Genomic DNA, 23243 nt, shown 5'->3' on the forward strand with positions numbered 1-23243 from the left:
AGAGTGTGAACAGGCCAGACCGGACCCGACCCTCGCCTGAGGGCTCGGACCACCGGAAAGGGACCCGGGAGGTTCGTTACTCGGGTTTTCCCCTGGACGAAGGACAAAGGAGTCGCGGGTGTCCAGCCACGACATCTTCCTCGGCGAGACCATCGGTACCGCCATATTGGTTCTGCTGGGCGGTGGCGTGTGCGCCGCCGTCACTTTCAAGCGCTCGAAGGCATTCGAGGCCGGCTGGGTCGCCATCGCGTTCGGCTGGGGCTTCGCGGTTCTCACCGGCGCCTACCTGGCCAGCGGCGTCTCCGGCGCCCACCTCAACCCCGCCGTCACCGTCGGCCTCGCCATCGAGGGCGGCACGAAGTGGAGCGACGTACCGCTCTACCTGGTCTCCCAGCTCTTCGGCGCCATGATCGGCGCGGCGCTGGTCTGGCTCGCCTACTACGGGCAGTTCCAGGCCCACCTCACCGACCGTGAGGTGCTGGCCGCGCACAACGGCACCGACGGCGACGAGGGTCTCGTCGACCCCAAGGCCGCGCCCGAGGCGGGCCCCGTGCTCGGCATCTTCTCCACGGGACCGGAGATCCGGATCGCCTGGCAGAACCTCCTCACGGAGATCATCGCCACGGTCGTGCTGGTCCTGGCGATCCTCACCCAGGGCCTCAACAACGAGGGCAACGGCCTCGGTGTCCTCGGCGCCCTGATCACCGCGCTCGTCGTGGTCGGCATCGGTCTCTCCCTCGGTGGCCCGACGGGGTACGCCATCAACCCGGTCCGTGACCTCGGCCCGCGCATCGTCCACGCACTGCTCCCGCTGCCGAACAAGGGCGGCTCGGACTGGTCGTACGCCTGGATCCCGGTGGTCGGCCCGCTCATCGGCGGCGCCCTCGCCGGACTGATCTACAAGCTGTTCTGAGCGACGCCGCAGACCGAGACCACCCACGCACCACGAGGAGCACACCGTGACCGACGCACACACCACAGGCCCCTTCATCGCGGCGATCGACCAGGGCACCACGTCCAGCCGCTGCATCGTGTTCGACAAGGACGGCCGGATCGTCTCCGTCGACCAGAAGGAGCACGAGCAGATCTTCCCGAAGCCGGGCTGGGTCGAGCACGACGCGAACGAGATCTGGGCCAACGTCCAGGAGGTCGTCGCCGGTGCCATCACCAAGGCCGGCATCACCCGCGACGACATCAAGGCCATCGGCATCACCAACCAGCGCGAGACGACGCTGCTCTGGGACAAGAACACCGGTGAGCCCGTCCACAACGCCATCGTCTGGCAGGACACCCGCACCGACGCGCTCTGCAAGGAGCTGGGCCGCAACGTCGGCCAGGACCGCTTCCGCCGCGAGACCGGCCTCCCGCTGGCCTCGTACTTCGCCGGTCCCAAGGCCCGCTGGCTGCTCGACAACGTCGAGGGCCTGCGCGAGCGCGCCGAGCGCGGCGAGATCCTGTTCGGCACGATGGACACCTGGGTCATCTGGAACCTGACGGGCGGTGTCAACGGCGGCAAGCACTACACCGACGTCACCAACGCCTCCCGCACCCTCCTGATGAACCTGCACGAGATGCAGTGGGACGAGCGGATCTGCTCCTCCATCGGCGTCCCGATGTCGATGCTGCCGGAGATCCACTCCTCCGCCGAGGTCTACGGCGAGGTCACCGGCGGCAAGCTGGGCGACCTCATCGGCGGCATCCCGGTCGCCTCCGCGCTCGGCGACCAGCAGGCCGCCCTGTTCGGCCAGACCTGTTTCGCCGAGGGCGAGGCCAAGTCCACGTACGGCACCGGCACGTTCATGCTGATGAACACCGCCGACAAGGCCATCAACTCGTACTCGGGCCTGCTGACCACGGTCGGCTACCAGATCGGCGACCAGAAGCCGGTCTACGCACTCGAGGGCTCGATCGCCGTCACGGGCTCCCTGGTGCAGTGGATGCGCGACCAGATGGGCCTGATCAAGTCGGCCGCCGAGATCGAGACGCTGGCCTCCAGCGTCGAGGACAACGGCGGCGCGTACTTCGTGCCCGCCTTCTCCGGCCTGTTCGCCCCCTACTGGCGCTCCGACGCGCGCGGTGTCATCGCGGGCCTGACCCGCTACGTCACCAAGGCGCACCTCGCGCGCGCCGTACTCGAGGCCACCGCCTGGCAGACCCGCGAGATCACCGACGCCATGACGAAGGACTCCGGCGTCGAGCTGACCGCGCTCAAGGTCGACGGCGGCATGACCTCCAACAACCTGCTGATGCAGACCCTCTCGGACTTCCTGGACGCGCCCGTGGTGCGCCCGATGGTCGCCGAGACGACCTGCCTCGGCGCCGCCTACGCCGCCGGCCTCGCCGTCGGCTTCTGGTCCAACACCGACGAGCTGCGCGCCAACTGGCGCCGGGCCGCCGAGTGGACCCCCCGCATGGACGCGGACACCCGCGACCGTGAGTACAAGAACTGGCTCAAGGCCGTGCAGCGGTCCATGGGCTGGCTCGAAGACAGCTCTGTCGAGGAGTAACACCCCACCATGAGTACCCAGTCCACCCTGCAGACCGTGCCTGCCCTCGGAACGCACCCGGTCGCCGGTTCCAACCCGAGCCGCGCCGAGACCCGCGAGCAGCTTTCCAAGGCGACGTACGACCTCCTGGTCATCGGCGGCGGCATCCTGGGCATCTCCACTGCCTGGCACGCGGCGCAGTCCGGTCTCAGGGTGGCCCTGGTCGACGCCGGCGACTTCGCCGGCGCCACCTCCTCGGCGTCATCGAAGCTGCTCCACGGCGGTCTGCGCTACCTCCAGACCGGTGCGGTGAAGCTGGTCGCGGAGAACCACTTCGAGCGGCGCGCGGTGTCCCGCAACGTGGCCCCGCACCTCGCCAACCCCCTGACCTTCTACCTGCCCGTCTACAAGGGCGGCCCGCACGGCGCGGCCAAGCTGGGCGCGGGCGTGTTCGCGTACTCGGCGCTGTCCGCGTTCGGCGACGGCGTGGGGCACCTGCTGTCCCCCGCCAAGGCGCAGCAGGACGTGCCCGAGCTGCGTACGGACAACCTCAAGGCCGTGGCCGTGTACGGCGACGACCAGATGAACGACGCGCGGATGGCCCTGATGACCGTGCGCGCGGCGGTCGACGCGGGCGCCGTCGTCCTCAACCACTCCGAGGTCACCGGCCTTCGCTTCACCAACGGCCGGGTCACGGGCGCCGAGCTCAAGGACCGTACGAGCGGTGACGAGTTCGGGGTCAACGCCCGGCTGGTGCTGAACGCGACCGGACCGTGGGTCGACCACCTGCGCAAGATGGAGGACCCGAACTCGGCTCCGTCCATCCGCCTGTCCAAGGGCGCGCACCTGGTCATGAAGCGGACCTCGCCGTGGAAGGCCGCGCTGGCGACCCCCATCGACAAGTACCGCATCACGTTCGCCCTCCCCTGGGAGGACATGCTGCTCCTCGGCACCACCGACGAGGAGTACGAGGGCGATCCGGCCGACGTCTCGGTCACCGAGAAGGACATCGACCAGATCCTGGACGAGGCCGCGTTCTCGGTGCGCGACCAGCAGCTCAAGCGGGACCTGATGACGTACTCGTTCGCCGGTCTCCGGGTGCTGCCCGGCGGTCCGGGCGACACGTCGAAGGCCAAGCGCGAGACGGTCGTCACCGAGGGCAAGGGCGGCATGCTGTCGGTCTCCGGCGGCAAGTGGACGACGTTCCGGCACATCGGCCGCACGGTCATGAAGAAGCTGGAGTCGCTGCCGGGCCACCCGCTCGGTGACGACTACGAGCCGATCAGCTCGCTGCCGAGCAAGCTGCCGCTGCCGGGCATCGCCAACCCGCGTGCCGTCGCGCACCGGCTCCTGGTGGACAGCCCGGCGCCCGGCCCGCGGATGGCCGCCGACACGGCGAAGCACCTGGCGACGCACTACGGCTCGCTGTCCTTCGACATCGCGCGGCTGGCGAACGAGAACCCGGAGCTGGCCGAGCGGGTGCACCCGGACGCGCCGGAGATCTGGGCGCAGGTCGTGTACGCCCGCGACAACGAGTGGGCCGAGACGCAGGACGACGTGCTGCGCCGCCGGACGACGCTGACGATCCGCGGCCTCGACACGGACGACGTGCGGTCCAAGGTGCAGGACCTGCTCGACAAGAAGTAGGCCCTGTGAACGCGTGAAAGGGGCGGCTCCCGCGGGGGGAGCCGCCCCTTTCACGTGTCGACCGCCGTCACGCGGCCGCCGTCATTCGTCGTCCGCGTCCAGGATGGAGCACTCCAACTTGTTGAGCAGCCGCGCCAGTTGGCGGCGCTCCGAAGGGGTGATGCCGGCGAGCATGCGCTCCTCGTTGGCGAGGTGGTCGGTGAAGACCTCGTCGACCGTGGCGAGGCCGAGGTCGGTGAGGCGGGAGTAGACGACGCGCCGGTCGTCGGCGTCGCGCTCGCGGACGATCAGGCCGTCCTTCTCCAGACGGTCCATCCGCAACGTGACACCGGCCGACGACACGAGCCCCGAGTCGGCGAGCTGCCCGGCGGTGAGCCGGTACGGCTTGCCCGCGCGGCGCAGCGCGGTCAGCACGTCGAAACCGGCGACGGACAGGCCGTGCCGCTCGATCGACGCGTTGAGCTTGGTGTTGTAGCGCAGGAACGAGCGGTGCAGGCGGGCCAGCACCTCCAGCGGTCCCGTGTCGAGCTCGGGCCGCTCGCGCGCCCAGTCCGCCACGATCTGTGTCACGGCGTCCTGCCGCTTCGCCTTCCGCTCGGCCATCCCCGTCCCCTCGTGCGCTTTCCCGCGGGCGGACGCGAAATCGTACGCCCCTGAAAATTCTACCCCTCAAATGATCCGCGTCGGCGCCTGCCGATCACTCCCACCAGTATCACCACGGCGAGCGCGGCGGCGGCCGGAACCGCGGCCTTCCTCAGGAGTACGGGCAGGGCGACGGCCCCGAGGTCGACGGCCTCCGGCTCCGCGGGGGCCGCGGCCTCCGACGGCGGCGTGGACAACAACTCCGCCAGGCGGCCGGCGAACTGGCCGACGATCCGGTCGCCCACCTCCGTCATGATGCCGCGCCCGAACTGGGCGGGGCGGCCCGTGATGTCGAGGTCGGTGCGGACGCGGACGCGGGTGCCCGCCGGGTCGGCGAGGAGTTCGGCGGTGACGGTCGCGGAGGCCGTGCCCGCGCCGCGGATCTCGCTGCCGCTGAGGTCGAGCCGCATGCTGCGGGCCGCCTCGTCGCGGGTCACCGTGCCCTCGCCGCGGTAACTCATCTGCACCGCGCCGACCTTGACCTTCACGCGGCCGGTGAAGCGGTCGCCTTCAAGGGTGTCGAGGACCGCGCCCGGCATGCAGGGGGCCACACGGGGAGCTGCTCGGCGGGCTGCGCCCCCAGGAGCGGCGGGAGCTGCGGGCCCTGTTGGGGACGCTCGGCGACGCGCTCGCGGACCCGCCGCCCGGCGCGTAGCCCCTGGTACGACGACGACGCCGGACCCCACCGGGCCCGGCGCCGCGACAACCCCACGGGGCCGTCACGCGTTGAGCTCCTCCAGCGTCTTCCCCTTGGTCTCCACCGCGAACAGGGCGATCACCGCGCCGATCACGGCCATGCCCGCGAGCTGGGCGAAGACCAGGCCGAGCCCGCCGCCGGAGCCGAGGATCGCGCCGACCACGATCGGGCCGAGGATCACGCCGAGGCGGTTCCACAGGCCGCCGAAGGCCGCGCCGGTGGCCCGGTTCGCCGTCGGGTACAGCTCCGGCGAGTACAGGTAGAGGCTCGCGTTGATCGCGTAGACGAAGAACGTGGTGCAGGACGCGAACAGGGCGACCTGGAGGCCCGAGGTGACGCCCGCGAGCGCCAGCACGCCGAGCGCGACGGCCGCGCCGCCGAGCCCCGCGACCAGGGCGGGCCGCCGGCCGATCCGGTCGATGAGCATCGCGACGACGAAGGTGCCGAGGAGGCCCGTGACGTTGCCGAGCATCGTGTAGGCGAGCGACGTCGTCAGGTCGAGGCCGAAGTTCTTCGTGTAGAGCGACGGCAGCCAGCTCGCGATGCCGTAGTTGACGTAGTACGCGACGAACCAGAGGGCCGAGAGGACGGCGGTGCGGCGCAGGTAGCGGCCGGTGAACAGGTCGCGCAGGCGGCCCCTGGACAGCTTCGCGTCGGGCGTGCCGCCGGGCGCGGGGAGCGGTTCGCCGACGGCCCGCTCGACCTCGGCCTCGATCCGCGCGATGGCCCGCTCGGCCTCCTCGACCCGGCCCTGCGACAGCAGCCAGCGCGGCGACTCGGCGACGTACTTCGGCAGCGCCACGGCGATCAGGACCGGCAGCGCGCCGAGCACGAACATGGCGCGCCAGCCGAGGTTCGGCACGACCCACACGGCGACGAGGCTGGCGGCGGCGAGACCGGCCGGGAAGATCATCTCGTAGAGCAGCACGAAGCGACCGCGCTTGTCGGAGCGGGAGATCTCGTTGATGTACGTGGCCGCGACCGGGACGACGCCGCCGATGCCGAGGCCCTGGACGAAGCGGAAGAGCGAGAACAGCTCGATCCCGTTCGCGAGGGCCACCGCGAGGCTGCCGAGGCCGGTGATCGCGACGCCGAGCGCCACGGTGCGCACCCGGCCGATCCGGTCGCCGAGCCACCCGGCGATCAGGGCGCCGAGCAGCATGCCGACGGATCCCGTGGTGACCGCGAAGGTCGCCTGGCCCGTGGTGAGGTGCCAGTCCTTGATGAGGACGGGCAGGGCGGAGGCGGCGAGCAGCTGGTCGAAGGCCTCGAAGAAGGTCACGGCGCCGATGAGGAAGCGCACCTTCACGTGCCAGCGGGAGTGCGGCAGCCGTTCGAGCCTGGCCGCGATCGAGCCGAGGCCCTGTTTTCCGGCCACAGTCGTCATGGGAGGGGTCCTTCCGCGAACACGTGAGCTGGGGGACGAGCGGGGTGTTGTACCGGGGACGAGCAAGAGGAGTTCCGGCGACAGTAGAAGGCAACTCCTAAGCGGTCAATGGTTAGCCACTTAGAGATCTGAAGACGAGACGAAGGACGAAGACCCCGACGGAAGGGTCTTGCGGAGAAACATTTAAGCGCTTAGCTTTCTAGTGCTTCAGCAAGTCAACTCCCGTTCGCCGGAGGTCATGCCGTGTCCCACCACCCCACCGAGATCCTTGTCGCGGGCCAGTGGCGGCACGGCGCCGGCGCTCCCCTCGACACCGTCGACCCCGCCACCGGAGAGGTGATCGCCACCGTCGGCACCGCCTCGGCGGAAGAGGTCGACGAGGCGGCGCGGGCAGCGGCCGAAGCGGCGGCCGACCCGGCCTGGCGCGGCCTCCTCCCCCACGAGCGGGCCCGGCTCCTGTACCGGATCGCCGAGCTGACCGAGGAGTCCGCCGACGAGCTCGCGGCGACGCAGACCGCCGACACCGGCAAGACCCTCACCGAGACGAAGGCCCTGGCGCTCAGCGCGGCCGGCACCTTCCGGTACATGGGCGCCGCCCTGGAGACCGCCGAGGATCCGATCACCCCGTCCCGCGGCCCGTACGTCACGATGAGCGTGCACGAGCCGATCGGCGTGGTCGGCGCGATCAACCCGTGGAACTCGCCGGTCGCCAGCGACGCGCAGAAGATCGCGCCCGCGCTCGCCGCGGGGAACGCGGTGCTGCTCAAGCCCGCCGCCTGGACCCCGCTGGTCTCCCTGAGGCTGGGCCGGATCATCACCCGCGCCCTCACCGAATTCGGCCTGCCCACCGCCCTGTTGTCGGTCCTCCCGGGCAGCGGACGGGTGGTCGGGGACGCCGTCGTCAAGCACCCGCTCGTCGGCCGGATCGGCTTCACGGGCGGCACGGAGACGGGCCGGAACATCGCGGAGATCGCGGCCCGCAAGCTGATCCCCGCCTCCCTCGAACTCGGCGGCAAGTCGCCGACGATCGTGCGCGAGGACGCCGACGTCGAACAGGCCCTGGCGGGCGTGATGTTCGGCATCTTCTCCTCCAGCGGCCAGTCCTGCATCGCGGGTTCGCGGCTCTTCGTGCACGCGTCGCTGTACGACTCGTTCGTCGGCGAACTCGTCGCCCGTGTCCGCAAGCTGAGGGTCGGCCCCGGCACCGCGCCCGACACCCAGGTCGGCCCGCTGGTGCACCACAAGCACCGCGACTCCGTCGCCGCCTACGTCGACCTCGCCCGCTCCGAGGGCGCCGACGTGCTGTGCGGCGGCGCCGCCCCCGAGGGCCCCGCGTACGAGAACGGCGCGTACTACCTGCCGACCGTCCTCGCGGGCCTCGCGAACGACTCCCGCACCTGCCAGGAGGAGATCTTCGGCCCGGTCCTCGTGGTCCTCCCCTACGACGACGAGGACGACCTGGTCGCGCAGGCCAACGACTCCGTGTACGGCCTGGCCTGCGGGATCTGGACCCGCGACCACCGCGCCGCCTGGAACCTGGCCCGCCGGATCGACGCGGGCACCGTCTGGATCAACACGTACAAGCAGTTCAGCGCGTCCACCCCGTTCAGCGGGATGAAGGACAGCGGCCTCGGCACGGAGAAGGGACGTGACGCCATCCGCGCCTACCAACGCCAGAAGTCCCTGTACTGGGGCACGTCCGAAGCCCCGCTCCCCTGGGCCAACTGACCACCCCCGCAACGGAGTTCTCATGTCCCACCCCCCGATCGCCCGGCTGCGCGCGCTGCGCTCCGTCGAGCTGCTCACCCCCTCGTTCGCCGAGGCCACCGACTTCTACGAGGAGGCGTGGGGCCTGGAGGTCGTCGAGTCCGAGCACAGCGCGAGCTGGCTGCGCGGCACCGGCGAGCAGCACCACGCCCTCCAGCTCACCCGCTCCGAGCGCACCGGCCTCGGCCGCCTCGTGTTCGCCGTGACCACGCCCGCCGAGATCGACGAGGCGGCCCGCCGCCTGGAGGCCCGCGGCATCGTGCCCGTCGCGGGTCCTGGCCCGCTCGACCAGGTCGGCGGCGGCTACGGCCTGCGCTTCCACGACCACGAGGGCCGGCTCGTCGAGCTGTCCGCCGAGACGTGGGCGGTGGCCCCGCGCGGCCGGGACGCGGCCGTGCCGGTCGGTGTCACGCACGCCGTCCTCAACACCCCGGACATCGACGCCGCCGTCGCCTTCTACTGCGACGTCCTCGGCCTGCGGGTCTCCGACTGGTCCGAGCACCAGATGGCGTTCCTGCGCTGCAACGCCGACCACCACTGCATCGCGTTCAACCAGGCCGAGTGGGTGTCCCTCAACCACGTGGCGTACGAGATGAGTTCGGTCGACCACTTCATGCGTGGGCTCGGCCGGCTGCGGCACCACGGGATCGTCCCGAAGTGGGGCCCCGGGCGGCACGGCCCCGGCAACAACACCTTCTCCTACTTCACCGACCCGACGGGGCTCGTGTGCGAGTACACGTCCGAGGTCGCGCAGATCGTCGAGGACCAGTGGATCGCCAAGGTGTGGCGGCGGGTTCCCGAGCTGTCCGACCTCTGGGGCACGGCGGGGCCGCCGTCGAAGGAGATCCGCTGTCACATGGCCGGTTCGCCGGAAGGGATTCAGGTATGAGCACGCTGAAGGTCGGACTCGTCGGCTGGGGCGCCATCGGCCGCGTCGTCGGCACCGCCCTCGCCCAGGGAGACATCCAGGGCGCCGAGTTGACGTGTGTCGTCGACAACCGGCCGCTCGGCGAGGCGGCGCCCGCGGCGCAGGTCACCTTCGAGGAGGCCATCGACCGCTGCGACCTGATCGTCGAGGCGGCGGGCCAGGGCGTCGTACGGGAGTGGGGCGAGCGCGTCCTCACCTCCGGCACCGATCTGCTCGTGGCATCCACCGGGGCCCTCACCGACGACGAGCTGGCCAAGAAGCTGCTCGCCGCCGGTCCCGGCCGGGTGTTCTTCACGGGCGGCGCGGTCGGCGGCCTCGATCTGCTCCAGGCCGTGCGGACCCTGGGGCCGATCGAGGACGTCCGGCTCACCACCACGAAGCTGCCGTCCACCCTGGAACAGCCGTGGATGGACGAGGAGTTGCTGGGCCGCATGCGCGCGGCGACCGGTCCCGTCACGGTGATGTCCGGCACGGCGCGCGACGTGCCGGTGAAGTTCCCCAAGTCGACGAACGTGGCCGCCTCCGTGGCCCTCGCCGTCGGCGACCTGGACGCTGTGCGGGTCGAGGTCGTCGCCGATCCGGGGGCCGCGCGCACCCGGCACGTCATCGAGGCCTCCGGGGAGCACGGCGCGTACCGCTTCGAGGTCGCGCACCGCCCCGACCCGGAGAATCCGGCGACCAGCCAGGTCGTGCCGTACGCGGTGCTGCGCTCGCTCGCCGCGCTGGCCGGCCGCTCGGGGCAGATCCTGTGATCCACCTGGAAGAAGCCGGCACCGAAGGCCCCCTGCTGCTGTGCCTGCACGGCATCGGGTCCTCGTCGGCCGCGTTCGCCCCGCAGCTCGAAGGGCTCGCGCCGCACGCCCGCGTCGTCGCCTGGGACGCGCCCGGCTACGCCAAGTCGGCCGACCCGGAAGGGCCGTTGGACCTCGACGGGTTCGCGGACGCCGCGGCCGACGTGATTCGCTCGTACGGCCCGTCCGCGCACGTCCTCGGCGTCTCGTGGGGCGGCGTCGTCGCGCTGCGGCTCGCGACCCGGCACCCCGACCTCGTCGACTCGCTGATCGTCGCGGACTCCAGCGTCGGCTCCGGCACCGACCCGGCGAAGGCCGACGGCATGCGGGCCCGCGCCGCGGACCTGGCGGAGGCCGGGCCCCGCGCGTTCGCCGAGAAGCGCGGCCCCCGCCTCGTCTCCGAGCTGGCGCCCGCCGAGCTCGTCGAGCGGGTCGTCGACACCATGGCCACCTCCGTGCGCCTGCCCGGCTACGGGTACGCCGCCGAGGCCATGGCGAGCGCCGACCTGCGCCCCGAACTGTCCGCCGTCACCGCTCCCACCCTCGTGATCTGCGGCGACCGCGACAAGGTCACCGGCGTCGAGGCCTCCCAGGTCATCGCCGGGGGCCTGCACAAGACCGCCTACGTGATCGTCAAGGACGCCGGTCACCTGGCCAACCAGGAACAGCCCGAGCGGTTCAACGCCTGGGTCCTGTCCCACCTGCACATCGCCACCGCCTGACCGAAGGACGGAACACCATGCCTCTGACCACCACCGAGTACGACAACGGCGGCGACCTCGGCAAGTACACCGACTCGCTGATCGCCACGAAGGAGTCCCGCGTCGCGGACTTCGACACGCTCTCCTTCCAGGAGAAGGCGGGCCCGCAGTACCGCCGCGGCCAGATCCGCTACGTCGGCTCCGGCGCCACCGGCAACCACGAGGGCGACAGCCGCATCCTCCCGTCCGGCGGCTTCACCTTCTCCAACATGCTGCTGCCGCCCGGCGCCGAGGGCCCGGCCCACACCCACCACGACGTGGAAGAGGCCTTCTTCGTCCTGGAGGGCCAGGTCCGTGTCGGCATCCACCGCGGCCCTGACGAGGTCGAGTACCGCACCCTCGGCTACCGCGACATGATCGTGGTGCCCGCCGGTGTGACCCGCTCGCTGAAGAACGAGGGCGACACCGACGCCCTGTTCTGCGTCGTCATCGGCACGCAGAAGCCGCAGGTGCCCTCGTACCCCGAGTACTCGCCGATGCACGGCGTCACCCGTGACTGAAGCGCGTGACGCGCGCACGGTCGTCGTGACCGGGGCGGGCCGTGGCCTGGGACTGGCCATGGCCCGCCGGGCCGGCGAGGACGGCTTCCGGGTCGTCGTCGCCGAGCTCGACCCCGAGCGCGGCGCCCGCGCGGCGGAGGAACTGCGGGCCGAAGGACACGACGCGCACTTCGCCCGCTGCGACGTGGCGGACCCGGCGTCGGTCGAGGAACTCGCCGTGTTCGTAAGGGAGTTGGGCGGCCTCTACGGGCTCGTCAACAACGCGGCCCTCGCCAACGGCGTCGGCGGCAAGGAGTTCCAGGACATCGACATCGAGACCTGGGACCGCCTGATGACGGTGAACGCGCGCGGCCCCTGGCTGGTGTCCAAGGCGCTGCACCCGCTGTTCGGCCCCACGGGACGCATCGTCAACATCGCGTCCGACGCGGCCCTCTACGGATCCCCGCGGCTCGCCCACTACATCACGTCGAAGGGCGCGGTCATCGCCCTCACCCGGGCCATGGCGCGGGAGCTGGGCGAACGCGGCATCACCGTGAACGCGCTGGCGCCGGGCCTCACCGAGTGCGAGGCGACCGAGTCGGTCCCCGAGGAGCGGCACGGCCTGTACGCCGCGAACCGGGCGATCTCCCGGCCGCAGCAGCCCGACGACCTCACCGGGCTCGCCTCCTTCCTCCTCTCGGAGGAGTCCCGCTATCTGACCGGACAGGTGATCGCCGTCAACGGCGGATTCACCATGAACTGACCCAACTGCCTTACTGGAGAACGTAGTTATGGATCTGGGCCTCGCCGACCGGACCTATGTGGTCACCGGAGGCAGCTCGGGCGTCGGCCTGGCCACGGTCCGCGCCCTCCTCGACGAAGGCGCGAACGTCGCCACCTGCGGGCGCGACGCCGACCGCCTGAAGAGGATCGGCACGCACGACCGGCTCTACACCGCGACCTGCGACGTGCGCGACGCCGACGCCGTGCGCGGGTTCGTCACGGCGTCCGCCCAGGCGTTCGGCGGGCGCGTCGACGGGCTGGTCAACAACGCGGGCCAGTCCCGCATGAAGCGCCTCGACGACACCACAGAGGACGACTGGCGCGACGAGCTTGAGCTGAAGTTCGCGGGCGTGCTCAACCCGCTGCAGGCGGCGCGGAAGTATCTGAAGGCGTCCGACGCGGCCTCCGTCGTCAACGTCAACGCGGTGCTCGCCAAGCAGCCCGAGCCGCGGCTCATCACGACGAGCGCCGCCCGCGCCGGCATCCTCAACCTCTCGAAGTCCCTGTCCCAGGAGCTGGCCCCCGAGGGCATCCGGGTCAACTCGGTCTGTCTCGGCCTCGTCGACACCGGCCAGTGGACGCGCCGGCACGCCGCCGCCGGCTCCGGGATGTCGTACGAGGACTGGCAGGCGGAGCTCGCCGCCGACCGCGGCGTCTCGCTCGGCCGGCTCGGCCGCGCCGAGGAGGTCGCCTACGCGATCGTCGCGCTGCTCTCGCCGCGCGCCTCGTACATCACCGGAACCGGCATCGATGTCTGCGGCGGCGTCGGCCGCGGCATTCTCTGAGGAGTTCGCATGTCCGATACGACATCCACGGCGTACGCCAACGGCGGTGACCTCCTCGTCGCCGTCCTCAAGGAACTGGGCGTCGACACGGTCTTCGGGATCGTGTCCGTGCACAACCTGCCGCTGGTCGAGGCCGTCGACCGCGAGCTGCGCTTCGTGCCCGTGCGGCACGAGGCGAGCGCGGTCAACGCCGCCGACGCCTACGGCCGGGCCCGCGGCACCATCGGCTGCGCGCTCACCTCGACGGGCACGGGCGCGGGCAACGCGGCCGGTTCGCTCATCGAGGCGCTCGCATCCGGCACGTCCGTGCTGCACGTCACCGGCCAGGTCGAGGCCGAGTTCCTCGGCAGCGGACGCGGGTTCATCCACGAGACGAAGGACCAGCTCGGCATGCTGGACGCCGTCTCCGCGTACGCCGCCACCGTGCGCTCCACCGACGAGGCGGGCGACGTGCTGCGCGCCGCCGCCCGCGCCGCGCTCGCCTCGCCCGGCGGCCCGGCGAGCGTGGAGTGGCCGATCGACCTGCAGTACGCGGCGCAGACGGACGCTCCCGTCGCGGTGGAGCCGACCGTCACGTCGGTTCCTTCGGTCGAACTCGCCGCGGCCGCCGCCCTGTTGGCCACTGCCGAACGTCCCCTGATCTGGGCAGGTGGCGGCGCCGCCCGCGCGGGCGCCGAGCTGACCGCGCTCGTCGAGGCGACCGGCGCGGGCCTGCTCACCTCGAACTCCGGGCGCGGCGCGGTCCCCGAGGACCACCCGCAGGTCATCGGCAACTTCGCGACCACCCCGGCCGGGCGGGCCCTGCTCGCCGACGCCGACGTGCTCCTCACCGTCGGCACCCACTTCCGGTCCAACGAGACCGCCGACTACGGCCTGAGGCTCCCGGACGCCGAGCGGCACATCCAGATCGACGTCGACTCCGCCGCCCTCGGCCGCGTCTACCCGGCCGCGCACACCCTGCACGCCGACGCCGCCGACGCCCTCACAGCGCTGCTCCCCCACGCCCGCCCGGCCGACGCCTCGTGGACGCGACGGATCAAGGACGTACGCGCCGAGGTCCGTGCCACGCTGCACGACAACATCGGCCCGCAGGCCGCGATCTGCGACGCGCTGCGCGCCGTGCTGCCCCGCGACGCCGTCGTCGCCCGCGACGTCACCATCCCGTCCAGCAGCTGGGGCAACCGGCTCCTGGAGATGTACGACCCGCGCTCCAACGTGTTCCCGCGCGGCGGCGGCATCGGGCAGGGCCTCGGCATGGGCATCGGCGCCGCGCTCGCGGACCCCGAGCGGCCCACCGTCGTCATCGTCGGCGACGGCGGCCTCGCCGTGCACCTCGGCGAGCTGCTCACCGTCGCCCAGGAGCGACCGCGCCTCACCGTCCTCGTCTTCAACGACGGCGGCTACGGCGTGCTGCGCAACATGCAGGACCGATACAGCGAGCGCCGCTCCGGCGTCGACCTCGCGACGCCGGACTTCGAACTCCTCGCCCGCGCCTGCGGGTTGCCCTACCTGCGGATCGCCGACGCCGAGCACGCCCGGCCGGTCCTGGAGCAGGCCGTGACCTCCGACGGCCCGACCCTCGTCGAGGTCGACCTGGCCGCGCTCGGCCCGATGAAGAACCCGTTCACCCCGCCCGTGAAGATCCCCGGCGCGTAAGGAGGCCCACCACCATGACCGAAGAGCGTCGAATGGATCTGCTGGTCCGGCGGATGACCTGGGAGGCCGAGGGCGTCCTGTCCGTCGAGCTCGCCCACCCCGAGGGCAAGCCGCTGCCCACCTGGGAGCCCGGCGCGCACCTCGACGTGCACGTCGGCGGCCAGATCCGCCAGTACAGCCTGTGCGGCGACCCGGCCGACTGCGGCACGTACCGCATCGGTGTGCTCAACGAGCCGTCGTCGCGCGGCGGTTCGCGGCACGTGCACACCAAGCTGCGCCCCGGCCAGCAGGTCACCGTGTCGGAGCCGCGCAACCACTTCGCCCTGGAGGACGCCCCGGCGTACGTGTTCGTCGCGGGCGGCATCGGCGTCACGCCGATCCTCGCGATGGCCCGGGAGGCCGCGCGGCGCGGCGCCGACTGGCGCATGGTGTACGGCGGCCGGGGGCGCGCCTCGATGGCGTTCACCGACGAGCTGGCCGCGCTCGGCGGCGACCTGACTCTCGTACCGCAGGACGAGCAGGGGCACATCGACCTGGACGCGACGCTCGCGGAGCTGCCGGAAGGGGCCCTCGTCTACTCGTGCGGGCCCGAGCCGCTGCTCGCCGCCGTCGAGGAGCGCTGCCCCGCCGAGCGGCTGCGCCTGGAGCGGTTCGCCGCGCCCGTCGTCGAACGGTCCGCGGACGACGGCGAGTTCGAGGTCGAGTGCCGGGCCTCCGGGCAGACCCTCACCGTCGGCGCCGACACCTCGATCCTGGAGGCCGCCGAGTCCGCGGGCATCGACGTGTCCAGCTCGTGCCGCGACGGCATCTGCGGCTCCTGCGAGACCCGCGTCATCGAGGGCGCCCCCGACCACCGCGACTTCCTCCTGTCGGAGGCCGAGCACGCCGCGAACGCCTCGATGATGATCTGCGTCTCGCGCTGCGCCGCCGGCTCCCGCCTCGTCCTGGACCTGTAATCCCCTCCTGGAATCCGTAGGAGACACCCATGAGCAGCACCCCGACCACCGACTGGCCCTACCTGGAGGTCCACCAGTCGCGCACGCACGAGCCGAGCCCGTACGAGTACAAGCTCGCGGCGACGCTCGAAGAGGTCTTCACCAAGGTCGGCCACGAACTCGCCGACGTCGTGACCGGGTTGAACGCCCGTCAGGTCCACGCCCCCGACGGGCAGCCGTGGACCGAGGAATCCTTCCGCGCCGAGATGCACCGACTGGGAGCGTGACGCACCATGGCTCTGACCGCCGACAAGATCTACGCGACCGGCCTGCGCAACCAGTGGCACCCCGTCGTCCCGTCCTCCTTCGTCGCGCCCGGCGCCATGCGCAAGGTCACCGTCCTCGGTGAGCAGTGGCTGCTGTTCCGCCGCTCGGACGGCACCCTGAGCATGCTCGCCGACCGCTGCCCGCACCGCGGCGCCCCGCTCTCCCTCGGCAAGCACCTGGGCGACCGGGTGGCCTGCTGGTACCACGGCGTCGAGGTTGAGACCGACGGCACCGTGTCCTCGGTGCCCGGTCTGCCCGGCTGCAACCTGGAGGGCAAGAAGCTCGTCACGTCGCTGCCGGTGCGCGAGGTGGCGGGCGCCGTCCTCGCGTATTTCGGCGACGAACAGCACCCGGAGCCCGTCGAGTTGACGCTCCCGGACCCGCTGACCGACCCGGACATCGACGCGTTCCTGTGCTACGCCGAGTGGGAGGTGCCGTGGCGCTTCGGCGTCGAGAACCTGCTCGACCCGATGCACGGCCAGTTCCTGCACCACGACTCGCACACGATGTTCGACGGCGACACCACCGCCAAGTTCCGCATCCGCGAGACCGATCGCGGCTACTTCTTCGAGAAGACCGACCAGCGGGGCGTCAACTTCGACTGGGTCGAGCTGTGCCGCACGGGCGTGGACTGGGTCGACCTGTCGATCCCGTACCCGCCGTCCGCGGGCCCCGGCGGCCCGTTCGGCATCGTCGGCATGGTGCGCCCGGTCGACGAGGAGCGCTGCGCCGTCTTCTTCTGGCGCTACCGCAAGGTCCAGGACTGGCAGCGCGACACCTGGCGCTTCCTCTACAAGACGCTCATCGAGGAGCGCCACTGGGAGGTCCTGGAGCAGGACCGCACCATGCTGGAGGCCATGCCGGCCGACGCCGACCAGCAGGAGAACCTCTACCAGCACGACCTCGGCGTGGTGCGCCTGCGTCGCATGTACCGCGGCGAGGCCGAGAAGCAGTCCGCGGGCGCATGAGCACCAGGGCCCGCTGGGCGGGCGTCCTCAGCCTGCTGGTCATCGTCCTGATCAGCTACGTGGACCGGGTGAACGTCTCCGTCCTCATCACGGACAAGGCGTTCACCGACCACTTCGGCATCACCGGCGACCCGACGGCGCAGGGCGCCCTGTCGACCGTGTTCCTCGTCGGGTACGGCATCGCGGCGTTCGTCCTCACCCCGTTCTACGAGACGTCGCTCGGGGTGCGGCGCGGGCTCGTCGTCAGCGTCGCCCTGTGGTCGCTGATGACACTGCTGTCCCCGTACGCGCTCGGCGCGCTCACGCTGACCGTGCTGCGCGCCCTGCTCGGCGCCGCCGAGGGGCCGCTGTTCTCGCTCAAGACGATGTACGTGCGCGAGCACTTCGCGCCGCACGAGGCGGGCCGCCCGAACGCCGTCAGCTCCATGGGCGTCTCCCTGGGCACGGCGGCGGGCCTGCCCCTGATCACGTGGCTCGTCTACCGCTTCGACTGGCACACCTCGTTCATCGCCCTCGCGGCCCTGAACGCGGTCATCGGCCTCCCGCTGATCCTCCTCTTCGTACGAGGACGTGGGGTGCGCGGCGCCGAGCGCCCCGGTTTCGGGGCCACGCTCAAGGGCGCGCTGCGGATGCCACGCCTGGCGCCGATCCTGGTCATCGAGATCGCCACGCTCGCGTACCTGTGGGGGTCGAGCGCCTGGCTGCCGTCGTACCTGCTGCGCGAGCGGCACTTCTCGCTGTCGGCGATGGGGATCGTCTCCGCGCTGCCGTTCCTGATGTCGCTCGTCTCCGGGTTCCTCGGCGGACTGGTGCTCGACCGGCTGCCGCGGCGGCTGCTCGCGCTGCCGTTCGTCGTGGGCTCCGCGGGCACGGCGGTCTGCGTGCTGCTCGTCGCGGGCGCGGACAGCGACGGCCTCGCGGCCACCGGGCTGATCCTGGCCGGCGGCTTCTGGGGCCTTCAGGGCCCGGCCATCCCCACCCTCGTCCAGCACTGCGCGCCCGCGCACTTCGTCGGCAGCGCCTACGGAGTCGTGAACGGCGTCGGCAACCTCGTGTCGGCGTTCATGCCCACCCTCATGGGCGCGGCCATCGCGGCGAGCGGCGGCCACGGCTTCGGCGCCGGATTCACCCTCCTCGCGGGGGCGCAGGCGCTGACCCTGCTGTGCGGGGCATGGCTGCTGCTCAGGCCGATCCGCGAGACACCGGCCGACGCGCCCGACGCCGCGTCCCTCGCCCGGGCGTAACGCCGGCCCGCCGGGTGGAGTGGACCACTCCACCGCGGGGCAGTGTTCGGGGCAGTCCGCGCCCACAAGGGGATGCGGAGGGCCCCCGCCGACGCCGTAAGGTGGGCAGGTACGCGAGGGCACGTTGGAAGGAGGCGCTGGGTGATCGAGCTCGAGGGGGTTCCCGAGCTGGTCGACCCGGTCATGGTGGCCGCGTTCGAGGGCTGGAACGATGCCGGCGACGCCGCCTCCACCGCGGTCGCGCATCTCGACAAGGAGTGGAAGGGCGAGGTGTTCGCGGCGCTGGACGCCGAGGACTACTACGACTTCCAGGTCAACCGCCCGACGGTGTTCGTCGAGGACGGCGTGCGAAAGATCACATGGCCGACGACGCGGCTCTCGGTGGTCAGGGTCGGCGGCGACAAGCCGCGCGATCTGGTCCTGGTGCGGGGCATCGAGCCGTCGATGCGCTGGCGCTCGTTCTGCAACGAGCTGCTGGGCTTCGCGCACGAGCTGGGTGTCGAACTGGTCGTGGTGCTCGGCGCGCTGCTCGGCGACACCCCGCACACCCGGCCGGTGCCGGTCAGCGGCGTCACGTCGGACGCGGACCTGGCGACGCGGATGAACCTGGAGGAGACCAAGTACGAGGGTCCGACGGGCATCGTCGGCATCCTCCAGGAGGCCTGCACGCACGCGGGCGTCCCCGCGGTCTCGCTGTGGGCGGCGGTCCCGCACTACGTGTCGCAGCCGCCGAACCCGAAGGCGACGCTGGCCCTCCTGAACCGCCTCGAGGACCTGATCGACCTGCGCATCCCGCTGGGCGAGCTGGCCGAGGACGCGCGCGCCTGGCAGTTGGGCGTGGACCAGCTGGCCGCGGAGGACAGCGAGGTCGCCGAGTACGTGCAGTCCCTCGAGGAGGCCCGCGACACCGCGGAGCTGCCCGAGGCGTCCGGCGAGGCCATCGCCCGCGAGTTCGAGCGCTATCTGCGGCGCCGCGATCCGGGCGCGGGCCCCGGCGGTCACGCGACGGACGGCGGCGAGGGCTCCTCGCACCTGCGGGACAACCCGAGCGGCAGGACCAGGCCGCCGAAGCCGCCGCGCCCGGACGGCGACGAGGGCGACGAGTAGAGACGACATGACCGGAGGGCGGGGCGACGAGCGCCCCGCCCTCCGTCGTGTCCGCGCGGCAGGCTTGGCCGGTTTGCGGCGTGACAGCGATTTGCGACCCGACGAGTCTCGACGGCACACGGCACAAGCAGACGACCCGTACGACCGGATGTGGCGAGGGGAGCTGTGGACCGATGACAGACCAGCACGCGGGCCCGGCGCAGGGGCCGGGAGCGGCGGGTCCCGGACCGGACGGATCCGGTTTCACCTATCGCGGAGCCGAAGAGGAACTCATCGTCGTGGCGCGCCCGGAGGCCCGGCTGCGTGCCGAGGCGGACGGCGTGCGCTCCGCCGCGGGCGCCGACGTCTCGGCGTTGAACATGTTCCTCGGGGACGAACAACTCGCCCTTGAACCGCTGTTCGGCGGCGAGGAGCGGGTCCAGGAGGCGGCGGCACCCGGCGCCGACGTGCCCGACCTGGCGCAGTTCTACCGGGTGCGCGGCGGCGCCGACCGGGCGCAGGAGCTGCGGGCGCGGATGGCGGCGCTCCCGGAGATCGACACGGCGTACGTGAAGCCGGGCGCGGTCCCGGCGCGCGCGCCGTCGCCCTCGCCGTCCCCGGAGAACTTCGACGAGGCGCGGCGGCTCAAGGAGAAGACGGCCGCGACGCCCGACTACACGGGCCGCCAGGGCTACTTGGGGCCCGCGCCCGCCGGCATCGACGCGCACTGGGCGTGGCGGCGGCTCGGCGGCAGCGGCGAGGGCGTCACCGTCGTCGACGTGGAGGGCGCCTGGCAGCTGGGCCACGAGGACCTGTCGGCGAAGCTCGCGGGGATCGTGGTCGGCACCCCGCTCGCGGACGTCGCGTGGCGCAACCACGGCACGGCCGTCCTCGGCGTGATCGGCGGCGACCGCAACGAGCGGGGCATCACCGGCATCGTGCCGGAGGCCGTCACCGCGGCCGCCTCCTTCCAGGGCGTGGGCACGGCGGCGGCGATCCACGCGGCGGCCGAGCGGCTGAGCCCCGGGGACGTGATCCTGATCGAACTGCACCGCCCCGGGCCGCGGTTCGACTTCGAGCCGCGCGACGACCAGCGCGGCTACATCGCCCTGGAGTGGTGGCCCGACGACTTCGCGGCCATCGCGTACGCGACGGCCAAGGGCATCGTGGTCGTCGGCGCGGCGGGCAACGGCGCGGAATCCCTCGACGACGCGGTGTACGAGCGGCGTCCAGACGAGTTCCCGGCGTGGTGGCACAACCCGTTCAACCCGTCGAACCGCTCGACCGACGCGGTCCTCGTGGGCGCGGGCGCGCCGCCACCCGGCACGCACGGCCGCGACCACGGCCCGGACCGCTCGCGCCTCGCGTTCTCCAACTACGGCGCCCGCGTGGACGCCCAGGGCTGGGGCCGCGAGGTCACCACCACCGGCGGCTCCTGGGACCGGCCCGGCGATCTGCAGGGCGGCGCCGAGGAGATCGCCTGGTACACCGACACCTTCTCCGGCACCTCGTCCGCCTCCCCGGTGGTCGTCGGCGCGCTGGCCGCCCTCCAGGGAATGCTCAAGGCAGGCGGTCAGCGCCCGATGACGTCACGGCGGGCCCGCGAGGTGCTCAGGGCGACCGGCTCCCCGCAGCAGGACGCCCCCGGCCGGCCCGCGTCGCAGCGGATCGGCAACCGGCCCGACATCAAGGGGGCGGTGACCAATCTGCTGCCCTCCACGGTCGGTTCGGGCCAGGCGGAGCGGTACTGGGACGAGCTGATCCCGTACCCGCCGGAACTCCCGCCCCGGCTGCGGCTCTTCGTGGCCGGATCCTGGCGCAATCTGACCGACCCGTCCCCCGACATCCGGCAGGCGGTGCACGCCGCCTTCCGCGGAGGACGGCCCGACGTACGCGTGTGGTTCTCGGACGACGAGGTCGTCGGCCTGGTCGTCACGGGCTGAGGCACGACAGCACCAACCGTTGATGGAAGGTGACACCCGCATGAGCATGACACCGCAGACGGGTCAGCAGCAGTTCCCGAGCACCTCGCCCCACCAGCAGCAGGGCATGGGCCCGCAGCAGCAGCCGTACGGCCAGCAGATGCAGCAGCCCTTCGGCCAGGAGCAGTTGCAGCAGCAGCTCCAGCAGCTCGGCCAGCAGCAGCCGTACCAGCAGCTGCTCCAGCAGCTCGGCGGCCAGCAGCAGCCGTACGGTCAGCAGCAGTTCGGCGGCCAGCAACAGCAGTACGGCCAGCAGCAGTTCGGGCAGCAGCAGGACCAGCAGGCGCAGCAGATGGAGCAGCAGACGCAGCAGCTGCTCCAGCAGATCCAGCGGACCGCGATCCAGCAGTCCCACCAGCAGGTGCAGCAGCAGGCGCTGGCCGCGGGCGTCGCGGACGGCTACATCGACATCGTGCAGCCGCTGCCGGGCCAGCCGAGCCAGATCTTCCTGCGCATCAACAACCAGTTCCGGGTCCTCAACAACCCGACCCCGCAGGCGCACGACGAGATCCAGGAGGCCTTCGCCTTCGGCCACCAGGTGGTCGGCGTCTGGGACACGGGTTCGCCGACGGTCCTGCGCAGCGTCAGGGTGCAGCGCGTCTGACGACGTGAAGAGGGCGCCTCCCGCACGGGAGACGCCCTCGATGCCTACGGAGGAGGTGTTACAGCGCCACGCCCAGGAGGGCGTCCACGGCACGCGAGACGACGCCGGGGGCGCCCTCGTCCGTGCCGCCCTCGGCGGACTGGGCCTCGACCCAGCGGTCGACGGCGGTCAGCGCGGCCGGGGCGTCCAGGTCGTTCGCGAGCGCCTCGCGGATCTCCTCGACGAGGGCCTCGGCGGACGGGCCGTCGGGGCGGGAGACGGCGGCGCGCCAGCGGTCGAGGCGGGCCACGGCGTCGGCGAGCACCTGGTCGGTCCACTCCCAGTCGGAGCGGTAGTGGTGCGCGAGGAGGGCGAGCCGGATGGCGGCGGGGTCGACGCCATCGCGCCGCAGCTGCGACACGAACACGAGGTTGCCCTTGGACTTGGACATCTTCTCGCCGTCGAGGCCGACCATGCCGGCGTGCACGTACGCCTTGGCCATCGGGAACTCGCCGGTGAGCGCCTGGGCGTGCGAGGCGCCCATCTCGTGGTGCGGGAAGGCGAGGTCGGAGCCGCCGCCCTGGACGTCGAAGCCCATGCCGAGGTGGTCGAGGGCGATGGCGACACACTCGATGTGCCAGCCGGGCCTCCCCTGGCCGAGCGTTCCGCCGTCCCAGCTGGGCTCGCCCTCGCGGGCGGCCATCCACAGCATCGGGTCGAGCGGGTTCTTCTTGCCGGGGCGCTCCGGGTCGCCGCCGCGCTCGGCGGAGAGCAGCCGCATCGCCTCGGCGTCGAGGTTCGAGACGGACCCGAAGTGCGGGTCGGCCTCCACGGAGAAGTAGATGTCGCCCTCGAGCTCGTAGGCGGCGCCGCTGTCGCGCAGCCGCTCGACGAGCGGGACGATTCCGGGTATCGCCTCGACGGCGCCTATGTAGTGCTGCGGCGGCAGCATCCGCAGGGCGGTCATGTCCTCGCGGAACAGGGCGGTCTCGCGCTCGGCGAGGCCCTCCCACTCGATGCCGTCGCGCACGGCCCGCTCCAGGAGCGGATCATCGACGTCCGTCACGTTCTGGACGTAGTGAACCTGCCGCTTGGTGTCGAGCCACACGCGCTGCACGAGGTCGAACGCGTTGTAGGTCGCCGCGTGACCCATGTGGGTCGCGTCGTACGGCGTGATGCCGCAGACGTAGATACGGGCGACGGGACCGGGGTCGAGGGTGACGAGCCCACCGGTCGCGGTGTCGTGGATCCGGAGGTCGCGGCCCTTGCCGGGCAGGGCGGGGACCTCAGAAGCGGGCCAGGCATGCAT

22 protein-coding genes are annotated in these 23243 nt (G+C 71.9%); 18 read left to right on the forward strand and 4 right to left on the reverse strand.

Translation table 11 applies throughout. The annotated features are described in order from the left end of the window. The first annotated feature begins 118 nt into the window (after positions 1-118). From ACTWJ8_RS09965 to ACTWJ8_RS09975, 3 genes are read left to right on the forward strand one after another with little or no spacing between them, the layout of a single operon-like run. Positions 119-913 (forward strand): MIP/aquaporin family protein, encoded by a 795-nt coding sequence (locus ACTWJ8_RS09965; protein ID WP_443263613.1) that lies wholly within the window; start codon positions 119-121, stop codon positions 911-913. 46 nt (positions 914-959) lie between these two features. Further along, positions 960-2507 (forward strand): glycerol kinase GlpK, encoded by a 1548-nt coding sequence (gene glpK / locus ACTWJ8_RS09970; protein ID WP_356387483.1) that lies wholly within the window; start codon positions 960-962, stop codon positions 2505-2507. A 9-nt stretch (positions 2508-2516) separates the two neighbouring features. Further along, entirely contained in the window at positions 2517-4133 is a 1617-nt protein-coding gene (locus tag ACTWJ8_RS09975; protein ID WP_356387486.1) for a glycerol-3-phosphate dehydrogenase/oxidase, read from the forward strand. Between the two features lie 81 nt (positions 4134-4214). Here ACTWJ8_RS09975 and ACTWJ8_RS09980 read toward each other — a convergent pair whose 3' ends face one another. The 3 genes from ACTWJ8_RS09980 to ACTWJ8_RS09990 all read right to left on the reverse strand — a co-directional run bounded on the left by ACTWJ8_RS09980 (position 4215) and on the right by ACTWJ8_RS09990 (position 6859). Continuing rightward, positions 4215-4736: a MarR family winged helix-turn-helix transcriptional regulator gene (locus ACTWJ8_RS09980; RefSeq protein ID WP_356387489.1), complete on the reverse strand. Its 522-nt coding sequence runs from the start codon at positions 4734-4736 to the stop codon at positions 4215-4217. A 59-nt stretch (positions 4737-4795) separates the two neighbouring features. Continuing rightward, positions 4796-5326: an SRPBCC family protein gene (locus ACTWJ8_RS09985; RefSeq protein ID WP_443263614.1), complete on the reverse strand. Its 531-nt coding sequence runs from the start codon at positions 5324-5326 to the stop codon at positions 4796-4798. A 168-nt stretch (positions 5327-5494) separates the two neighbouring features. Continuing rightward, on the reverse strand, positions 5495-6859 hold the full coding sequence (locus ACTWJ8_RS09990) for an MFS transporter (protein WP_443263615.1): 1365 nt from the start codon (positions 6857-6859) through the stop codon (positions 5495-5497). 243 nt (positions 6860-7102) lie between these two features. Here ACTWJ8_RS09990 and ACTWJ8_RS09995 point away from each other — a divergent pair, with 243 nt between their 5' ends. The 15 genes from ACTWJ8_RS09995 (at position 7103) to ACTWJ8_RS10065 (ending at position 21955) form a co-directional block, all read left to right on the forward strand. Continuing rightward, complete coding sequence (locus ACTWJ8_RS09995; protein WP_443263616.1) at positions 7103-8587, forward strand: aldehyde dehydrogenase; 1485 nt, start codon at positions 7103-7105, stop codon at positions 8585-8587. A 22-nt stretch (positions 8588-8609) separates the two neighbouring features. Then, positions 8610-9515 (forward strand): VOC family protein, encoded by a 906-nt coding sequence (locus ACTWJ8_RS10000; RefSeq protein ID WP_356387501.1) that lies wholly within the window; start codon positions 8610-8612, stop codon positions 9513-9515. Then, entirely contained in the window at positions 9512-10306 is a 795-nt protein-coding gene (locus tag ACTWJ8_RS10005) for an aspartate dehydrogenase domain-containing protein (RefSeq protein WP_443263617.1), read from the forward strand. The genes ACTWJ8_RS10000 and ACTWJ8_RS10005 overlap by 4 nt, the downstream gene beginning before the upstream one ends. Next, positions 10303-11067, forward strand: a complete 765-nt coding sequence (locus ACTWJ8_RS10010; protein WP_443263618.1) for an alpha/beta fold hydrolase — start codon at positions 10303-10305, stop codon at positions 11065-11067. Before ACTWJ8_RS10005 ends, ACTWJ8_RS10010 begins: the two co-directional genes overlap by 4 nt. Positions 11068-11084: 17 nt before the next feature. Next, positions 11085-11606 carry a cupin domain-containing protein gene (locus ACTWJ8_RS10015; protein WP_356387508.1) on the forward strand — a complete coding sequence of 174 codons (522 nt, stop codon included), beginning with the start codon at positions 11085-11087 and terminating at the stop codon, positions 11604-11606. Beyond that, complete coding sequence (locus tag ACTWJ8_RS10020) at positions 11599-12348, forward strand: SDR family oxidoreductase (RefSeq protein WP_356387510.1); 750 nt, start codon at positions 11599-11601, stop codon at positions 12346-12348. Before ACTWJ8_RS10015 ends, ACTWJ8_RS10020 begins: the two co-directional genes overlap by 8 nt. A gap of 28 nt (positions 12349-12376) precedes the next feature. Next, on the forward strand, positions 12377-13153 hold the full coding sequence (locus ACTWJ8_RS10025) for an SDR family oxidoreductase (protein WP_443263619.1): 777 nt from the start codon (positions 12377-12379) through the stop codon (positions 13151-13153). Between the two features lie 9 nt (positions 13154-13162). Then, a complete protein-coding gene (locus ACTWJ8_RS10030; protein WP_443263620.1) occupies positions 13163-14809 on the forward strand; it encodes a thiamine pyrophosphate-binding protein in 1647 nt (548 codons plus the stop codon). Between the two features lie 14 nt (positions 14810-14823). Then, positions 14824-15765 (forward strand): PDR/VanB family oxidoreductase, encoded by a 942-nt coding sequence (locus ACTWJ8_RS10035; protein WP_443263621.1) that lies wholly within the window; start codon positions 14824-14826, stop codon positions 15763-15765. Positions 15766-15794: 29 nt separating this feature from the next. Then, positions 15795-16031, forward strand: a complete 237-nt coding sequence (locus ACTWJ8_RS10040; RefSeq protein WP_356387522.1) for a recombinase-like helix-turn-helix domain-containing protein — start codon at positions 15795-15797, stop codon at positions 16029-16031. A 6-nt stretch (positions 16032-16037) separates the two neighbouring features. Beyond that, entirely contained in the window at positions 16038-17039 is a 1002-nt protein-coding gene (locus ACTWJ8_RS10045) for an aromatic ring-hydroxylating dioxygenase subunit alpha (protein ID WP_356387524.1), read from the forward strand. Further along, a complete protein-coding gene (locus tag ACTWJ8_RS10050) occupies positions 17036-18283 on the forward strand; it encodes an MFS transporter (protein ID WP_356387527.1) in 1248 nt (415 codons plus the stop codon). The genes ACTWJ8_RS10045 and ACTWJ8_RS10050 overlap by 4 nt, the downstream gene beginning before the upstream one ends. 141 nt (positions 18284-18424) lie before the next feature. Then, complete coding sequence (locus ACTWJ8_RS10055) at positions 18425-19390, forward strand: PAC2 family protein (RefSeq protein ID WP_356387529.1); 966 nt, start codon at positions 18425-18427, stop codon at positions 19388-19390. A gap of 173 nt (positions 19391-19563) precedes the next feature. Then, entirely contained in the window at positions 19564-21312 is a 1749-nt protein-coding gene (locus tag ACTWJ8_RS10060; protein ID WP_443263622.1) for a S8 family peptidase, read from the forward strand. A gap of 40 nt (positions 21313-21352) precedes the next feature. Continuing rightward, positions 21353-21955 (forward strand): hypothetical protein, encoded by a 603-nt coding sequence (locus tag ACTWJ8_RS10065; protein ID WP_443263624.1) that lies wholly within the window; start codon positions 21353-21355, stop codon positions 21953-21955. A gap of 58 nt (positions 21956-22013) precedes the next feature. Here the strand turns inward: ACTWJ8_RS10065 and mshC are convergent, their stop codons facing one another. After that, positions 22014-23243 (reverse strand): cysteine--1-D-myo-inosityl 2-amino-2-deoxy-alpha-D-glucopyranoside ligase, encoded by a 1230-nt coding sequence (mshC, locus tag ACTWJ8_RS10070; RefSeq protein WP_356387538.1) that lies wholly within the window; start codon positions 23241-23243, stop codon positions 22014-22016.

Source organism: Streptomyces sp. SDT5-1, assembly GCF_052245995.1.
Lineage (GTDB): Bacteria > Actinomycetota > Actinomycetes > Streptomycetales > Streptomycetaceae > Streptomyces.